At 32.5% G+C, this 6,927-nt stretch carries 6 protein-coding genes and 1 tRNA gene; 3 read left to right on the forward strand and 4 right to left on the reverse strand.

The window, feature by feature from the left end; genetic code table 11:
* Positions 1-68: 68 nt before the first annotated feature.
* Positions 69-2,258 (forward strand): anaerobic ribonucleoside-triphosphate reductase, encoded by a 2,190-nt coding sequence (nrdD, locus tag ACMOUI_RS00435; RefSeq protein ID WP_418963774.1) that lies wholly within the window; start codon positions 69-71, stop codon positions 2,256-2,258.
* 18 nt (positions 2,259-2,276) lie between these two features.
* Positions 2,277-2,786: an anaerobic ribonucleoside-triphosphate reductase activating protein gene (nrdG, locus tag ACMOUI_RS00440; RefSeq protein ID WP_418963775.1), complete on the forward strand. Its 510-nt coding sequence runs from the start codon at positions 2,277-2,279 to the stop codon at positions 2,784-2,786.
* Between the two features lie 38 nt (positions 2,787-2,824).
* On the opposite strand, the gene mglC is transcribed toward nrdG, so the two are convergent.
* The 3 genes from mglC to mglB form a co-directional block, all read right to left on the reverse strand.
* Positions 2,825-3,862: a galactose/methyl galactoside ABC transporter permease MglC gene (mglC, locus tag ACMOUI_RS00445; RefSeq protein WP_418963776.1), complete on the reverse strand. Its 1,038-nt coding sequence runs from the start codon at positions 3,860-3,862 to the stop codon at positions 2,825-2,827.
* 16 nt (positions 3,863-3,878) lie between these two features.
* Positions 3,879-5,375, reverse strand: coding sequence for a galactose/methyl galactoside ABC transporter ATP-binding protein MglA (gene mglA / locus ACMOUI_RS00450; protein ID WP_418963777.1), 1,497 nt, complete (start codon positions 5,373-5,375; stop codon positions 3,879-3,881).
* A 61-nt stretch (positions 5,376-5,436) separates the two neighbouring features.
* Positions 5,437-6,420, reverse strand: coding sequence for a galactose/glucose ABC transporter substrate-binding protein MglB (gene mglB / locus ACMOUI_RS00455; protein WP_418963778.1), 984 nt, complete (start codon positions 6,418-6,420; stop codon positions 5,437-5,439).
* A gap of 185 nt (positions 6,421-6,605) precedes the next feature.
* On the opposite strand from mglB, the gene ACMOUI_RS00460 reads away from it, so the two are divergent.
* Positions 6,606-6,682, forward strand: a tRNA-Arg gene (locus ACMOUI_RS00460).
* 152 nt (positions 6,683-6,834) lie between these two features.
* Here the strand turns inward: ACMOUI_RS00460 and ACMOUI_RS00465 are convergent.
* Positions 6,835-6,915 (reverse strand): homocysteine S-methyltransferase family protein, encoded by an 81-nt coding sequence (locus ACMOUI_RS00465; protein WP_418963779.1) that lies wholly within the window; start codon positions 6,913-6,915, stop codon positions 6,835-6,837.
* Positions 6,916-6,927 lie beyond the last annotated feature (12 nt).

A 6,927-nucleotide genomic window follows, 5' to 3' on the forward strand; every position in this document is an offset into this window, starting at 1 on the left:
CATTTGTAGAATCATATAAAAATGTGTATAATGTCTGAAGAAAAAAAATTAAAAATGGGGTGATTTTTTTGAAAGAAGTTATTAAAAGAGATGGATCAACTGTAAACTTTGATAAAAATAGAATTGTTAGAGCTATTACTATGGCCTTCAATCAGAAAGAAAAACCAGTTAATGCAGATCTTATCGAGAAAATAGCGTCTCAAATAGAGAATCTTGATACTCCTAAGATGCATGTTGAGGAGATCCAAGATATTGTTGTAAAAAAACTTATGGGTTCTTCTGAAAAAGATATTGCACTTTCTTATCAAGAATATCGTACTGTTAAAAATGAACTTAGAAAAAAAGAGCAAGTTATCTATAAAAAAATTGGTGAATTAATAGATGCTTCAAATGAGGATATGTTAAATGAAAATGCCAACAAAGATGGTAAAACAATCTCTGTTCAAAGAGATTTATTAGCTGGTATCTCATCAAAAGATTACTACTTAAATAGAATCTTACCTAAGCACCTAAAAGAAGCTCATGAGAGTGGAAGAATCCATATTCATGATTTGGATTATCTTCTTTTTAGAGAAACAAACTGTGAGTTAGTTAATATTGAACAGATGTTAAAAGGTGGTTGCAATATTGGTAATGCAAAAATGTTAGAACCTAACTCTGTGGAAGTTGCAGTTGGACATATCGTTCAAATTATAGCTTCTGTTTCTTCTAATACCTATGGTGGATGTTCTATCCCTTATCTTGATAGAGCATTAGTTCCGTATATTGTTAAAAGTTTTAAAAAGCACTTTGCAAAAGGATTAAAATACGTAGAAAGATTATCACAGAATGATATTGAATCTATTTTAAATAAAAGCGATATAAACTACGCTAATTTAGCTTTAAAAGAGAGCTATCCAAATGCCTTTGACTATGCTGTGGATATGACAGAGGAGTCTGTTAAACAGTCTATGCAGGGCTTAGAATATGAGATAAACTCACTGAGCACAGTTAATGGTCAAACACCTTTCACTACAATAGGAATAGGAACTGAAACTTCTTGGGAAGGTAAATTAGTTCAAAAATTTGTATTTAAAACTAGAATGGAGGGGTTTGGTGCAAAGAAAGAAACTGCTATATTCCCTAAAATCGTCTATGCTGTTTGTGATGGTTTAAACTTTAATCCTGAGGATCAAAACTGGGATATATCTCAATTGGCATTTGAGTGTATGACAAAATCTGTTTATCCTGATATTCTATTTGTAACTCCAGAACAGGTTAAAAACGGTACTGTTGTATACCCTATGGGATGTAGAGCATTCCTTTCACCTTGGTGGGATAAAGATGGAAATGAAAAATATTCAGGTAGATTTAATATAGGAGCTACTACAATTAATCTACCTAAAATAGCTATAAAAAACAGAGGTGATGAAGCTGGTTTCTATAAGGAACTAGATGAAATTTTAAATCTTTGTAAAGAGAATAGCATATTTAGAGCTAAATATTTAGAGAACACTCCTGCAGAGATTGCTCCTATACTATGGATGGCCGGTGCTCTTGCTGAGAAAGATGCTAAAGAAACAATTAAAGACCTTATCTGGGGCGGTTACGCTACAGTATCTATCGGATATATCGGTCTTAGTGAAGTGTCTGAACTTCTTTATGGAAAAAATTTCGCTCTAGATGAAAATTCATATGAAAAAACATTTAAAGTTTTAGAGTATATATCTAAAAAGGTTAAAGAGTTTAAAGAGGAAACTAACTTAGGATTCGCTCTATACTCAACACCTTCAGAATCACTTTGTGATAGATTTGCTCAAATAGATTTAAAAGAGTTTGGTCCAATTGTGGGAATAACAGATAAAGAGTACTATGATAACTCTTTCCATGTTTCTTCTAAGATTCAAATAAATCCTTTTGAAAAATTGAGATTGGAAGCTCCTGGACATACTTTGGCAGCTGGAGGACATATTAGTTACATTGAAACTGATTCTTTAAAGAAAAACTTAGAAGCTGTATATCAAGTTTTAAAATATGCTCAATCAATTGGAATCCACTATATGGGTATAAACCAGCCAGTTGATAAGTGTCATATTTGTAACTTCAATGGTGAATTTTTAGCAACAGAAAGAGGATTTGAATGTCCACAATGTGGAAATCATGATTCTACTAAAATGAATGTTATAAGAAGAGTATGTGGTTACTTGGCTCAACCTGATTCAAGACCTTTCAATAAAGGAAAACAAAAAGAGGTTATAAATAGAGTTAAACACATGTAAAATGATGGGAGATTGATTATGAATTATTCTGGTATTAAATATACAGATATGATTAATGGAGAAGGTATTAGAGTTAGTCTTTTTGTAAGTGGATGTTCTCATTACTGTAAGGATTGCTTTAACTCAGATACGTGGGATCCAAACTATGGTTCTCCATTTACTGAAGATATTGAAAATGAAATTTTAAACTACTTTAAAAAATATGATAAAAGTATTAAAGGGTTATCACTGCTGGGAGGAGATCCTACATACCTTACCAATATCGATCCTCTTGTAGCTTTTATAAAGAGATTTAAAGAGAGTTTTCCCAAAAAAGATATTTGGATTTGGTCTGGATTTACTTGGGAAGTTATTATTAAAAATCCAAAACTTTTATCCCTTATTGAACTGTGTGATGTCTTAGTTGATGGGCAATTTCATATAGAGGAGAAAGACTTAAATCTAAAGTGGCGTGGAAGTAAAAATCAAAGAGTTATCAATATTAAAAAAAGTTTAGAATTAAAAGAAACCATCAAATATATAGATTAAAAAAAGTTCTAGAGAGTCGAATCTCTAGAACTTTTTAATTATTTTTTCTTCACATATTTTAATGTATCAAGAGCAACAGCCATAACAATAATCAAACCTTTTATGATATATTGCCAATATGGATTTACACCAATAAATGTCAATCCATAGTTTATCACTGTAAATATAATAACTCCTATTAAAACACCTGGAACTGTTCCTACTCCTCCTGAAAATGAAACTCCACCAACTACACAGGCTGCTATTGCATCCATCTCATACATATTTCCAAGGTTATTTGTAGCACTACCAACTCTTCCAGCCTCTAACATTCCACCAAAAGCATAGAATATTCCAGATAATGTATAAACTAAAACCAGTGTCTTTTTTACATTAACTCCCGATACTTTAGCTGCTTCAGGATTCCCTCCAACAGCAAATAGATTTTTTCCAAAAGTTGTTTTATTCCATAAAATCCATATGAATAGGACCGCTAAAGCTGCATATATTATTAAGTAGTTAAATCTAAATCCAGCTATTGTAAAAAAACCTTGAGCAAAGCTAGTGAACCCTTTAGAGAATCCAGCTATTGGGGACGCTCCAACATAGTCGTAGTATAGAGAGTTAGCACCATATATTATAATCATAGAACCCAAAGTTGCAACGAAAGGGGTTACATTTAAGTAAGCTACAACAAAGCCATTTAAAAAACCTACAAAAGCTCCAATAATACAGATTATTGCTATTACCGCTGGAATAGGCAGTGTCTCTAAATGTGGAAATACCTTATTTACATTGGCCATAGATTGTAGTAAAGTTGCCGATATTACTGCAGATAGTCCAACTTGTCTTCCAACTGAAAGGTCTGTTCCCTGAGTAACTATTATTCCCGCTACTCCCAGAGCTAATATCGTTCTAACTGATGATTGCGTCAATATATTTCTCATATTTCTAAAGCTTAAAAAAGATGGTTCTTTTATTATTATTCCTGCTATAAGTATTAATAATACTAGGTATAATCCTCCATCTAATAGAAGTTTTTTTGTATCTTTCCCCTTAAAAAAACCCAGTTTTTTCTCTTCTTTATTTAATTCCATTTTGTCCTCCCGTACCTTATAAGTATAGTGATGCTAATTTTAAAATCTCTTCTTGGCTCGTATCCTTTGTTTCAACTATTCCAGCCACTCTTCCATTACTCATAACTAAAATTCTATCTGTAACACCTAAAAGTTCAGGCATTTCAGAGGATATCATAATTATTCCTTTTCCTTTACTTGCTAAATCGAGCATCAATTGATATATCTCATATTTAGCTCCAACATCTATTCCTCTTGTAGGTTCATCTAGCATCAATATATCTGGACTTGTTAAAAGCCATCTTCCTATTATTACTTTTTGTTGATTTCCTCCTGATAAGTTTCCAATTGGAGTCTTTTGATTTGGTGTTTTTACTCTCATTGAATCGATAACCCACTTTGTATCTCCATACATTTTAGATGAGTTTAAAATTTTATTTTTTCCCTCATAATTTGTCATGTTAGATATTAAAGAGTTAAATTCAATGTTAAGTTGTGGGAAAATACCTGTTGCTCTTCTCTCCTCTGTTACTAATGCGAATCCGTTTTTTATAGCCTCTAAGCTACTTCTATTTTCAATCTCTTTTCCATTGATTATTACTCTTCCACTCTCACGCTCCCTAATTCCAAATATAGTTTCAACTATATCTGTTCTTTTAGATCCAACTAGACCAGCAACTCCCAGAATCTCTCCTCTTCTCAATTCAAAATTTATATTTTTTATAGATGGTTGATTCTTAGCTGTTAAATCTTCTACCTTAAGAATTACCTCTTGAGGAGTATTTATTTTTTCAGGGAATCTCTGTGTCAAGGATCTTCCAACCATCATGCTTATTATCTCATCTGTTGACAGTCCCTCTAAACTAGTTGTAGCTACCCATTGTCCATCTCTTAAAATAGTTATATCATCACAAATCTCTTTTATCTCTTCCATTTTATGAGATATGTAAACAACTCCACAACCTCTATCTGTAAGTTTTTTGATGATCTTAAAAAGATGTCCAACCTCTTTCTCTGTTAGAGAGGATGTAGGCTCATCCATCACTATTATTTTAGAATTATATGAAAAGGCCTTTGCTATTTCAACCATTTGCATCTGGGATACTGACAGTGTTGAAACCTTTGCTTTTGGATCCACATCAATTTCTAACTCTTTAAATATCTTCTTTGTATCTTCATACATCTTTTTATGATCTACAAATATTCCCTTTAAAGGATATCTCCCTAACCAAACATTATCCATTACTGTTCTTTGTAAAACTTGGTTTAACTCCTGATGAACCATAGATACACCATTTTCTAAAGCGTCCTTTGCTGAAACAAAGTTTACCTCTTTTCCATCTAAAAAAACTTTTCCCTCATCTTTTGAATATATCCCAAATAGACACTTCATTAAAGTTGATTTTCCTGCTCCATTCTCTCCCATCAATGCATGAACTGTATGAGGTCTTATTTTTAAATTTACCTTATCTAGAGCTTTTACCCCTGGAAAAGACTTTGATACTTCTGTCATTTCTAGTAAATATTTTTCCATACTCACTCCTTAAAATCTCAATATTTTATAAAGAAGGGGAGGCTCATACCTCCCCTACAGACTACTTTTTAAAATCTTTTAAGTTATCCTTATCTACTCCTACGTAAGGTACTCTTAATATTTTATCTTTTAATTCCCATTTTGTTCCCTCTGATGGGCTCTTTCCTTGAGCTAAGTTCTTTGCAATCTCATATGTCGCTTGTCCTTGGTTCATTCCATCATTAAGTACTGTTCCTGCCATATCTCCATTTTCAACCATTACTAACACTTCCGCTAGTGCATCCACTCCAAATACAGGAGTTTTTGCTCTACCATTAGCTTTTAATGCTTCAACTGCTCCCATTGCCATTCCATCGTTGTTAGCTATAACAACCTCTATTTTCTCTCCATTTGGTCCAGATAACCAAGCTTCCATTTTATCCTTTGCCATTGCTGCATCCCACATTCCAGTATCCATATGTAACTCTTGAGTTTTTATTCCCTTTTCATTTAAAGTTTTTGTTACATATGTTGTTCTAGCTTCTGCATCTGGATGTCCAGGCTCTCCTTTTAACAATACGTATTGAATTACTCCATCTTTATTTAGATCCCATGATGGATTTGCTGCCCAATGTTTCGCAATAACCTCTCCTTGAATAACTCCTGATTCTTTAGAATCTGTTCCTACATAATACGCTTTATCATAACTAGCCATATCAGCTTTAGATGGTTCTTTATTGTAAAATACAACTGGAATATCTTCTGCCTTGGCTTTTTGTATTATTGTAGAAGCCGCTGCTGGATCAACTAAGTTAATTGCTAACGCATCTACTCCTTTAGCGATTAAAACATCTACCTGATCATTTTGTTTAGATTGATCGTTTTGTGAATCGTTCATTAATACTTCGACATTTTTATCATTTTTTGCAACCTCTTCAATTCTTTGTCTAACTGTAGACATGAAGTTATCATCATAACGATAAACTGTCACTCCAATTTTTGTTGGTGCTGCTGATGCCATTGTTGTAAGAGCTAATGCCCCTAATAAAACAGAAACCTTCTTCATAAAACCCCTCCAAAATTGTAATTATATGAAACATATTGTTAATTATACAGGATGTATAAAACCAATGTCAAGCACATAAAAAAAACTAATAACATACTTTTTTTCCTGAGTAAAAAAACTTGATATTAGCCTATTTTTTTATCTTGACTTTTTTATTTTTATATGTTACATTCAAAATGTAGCGTGTATCTGTAGCTCAGCTGGATAGAGCAACTCCCTCCTAAGGAGTAGGTCATGAGTTCAACTCTCGTCAGGTACACCATACATGTTTATAACTTATCATAACTTTACTAAACCTTAGTTTTAAATAGTTTATGATATTTAAACTTATATAGATTTATATAAAATTGCATAGTGATAGTACACGAGTAGTACACAAATAATATTAAAAGAGGTAGATTGAATCTACCTCTTTTACATTATTTTATCTATAATCTCTCTCATTTTTTTTATATGATTAAACTCAGTTCCACAACATCCGCCAACTATGCTCACCGCATTGTCATC

The sequence above is a fragment of the Cetobacterium sp. genome (genome assembly GCF_048470075.1).
GTDB lineage: Bacteria > Fusobacteriota > Fusobacteriia > Fusobacteriales > Fusobacteriaceae > Cetobacterium_A.

What these genes read in the sequence shown, in the direction of transcription:
- mglC (WP_418963776.1), bottom strand. Translation starts at nt 3,862, where the DNA reads ATGGAATTAAATAAAGAAGAGAAAAAACTGGGTTTTTTTAAGGGGAAA.
- mglB (WP_418963778.1), bottom strand. Translation starts at nt 6,420, where the DNA reads ATGAAGAAGGTTTCTGTTTTATTAGGGGCATTAGCTCTTACAACAATG.
- nrdG (WP_418963775.1), top strand. Translation starts at nt 2,277, where the DNA reads ATGAATTATTCTGGTATTAAATATACAGATATGATTAATGGAGAAGGT.
- mglA (WP_418963777.1), bottom strand. Translation starts at nt 5,375, where the DNA reads ATGGAAAAATATTTACTAGAAATGACAGAAGTATCAAAGTCTTTTCCA.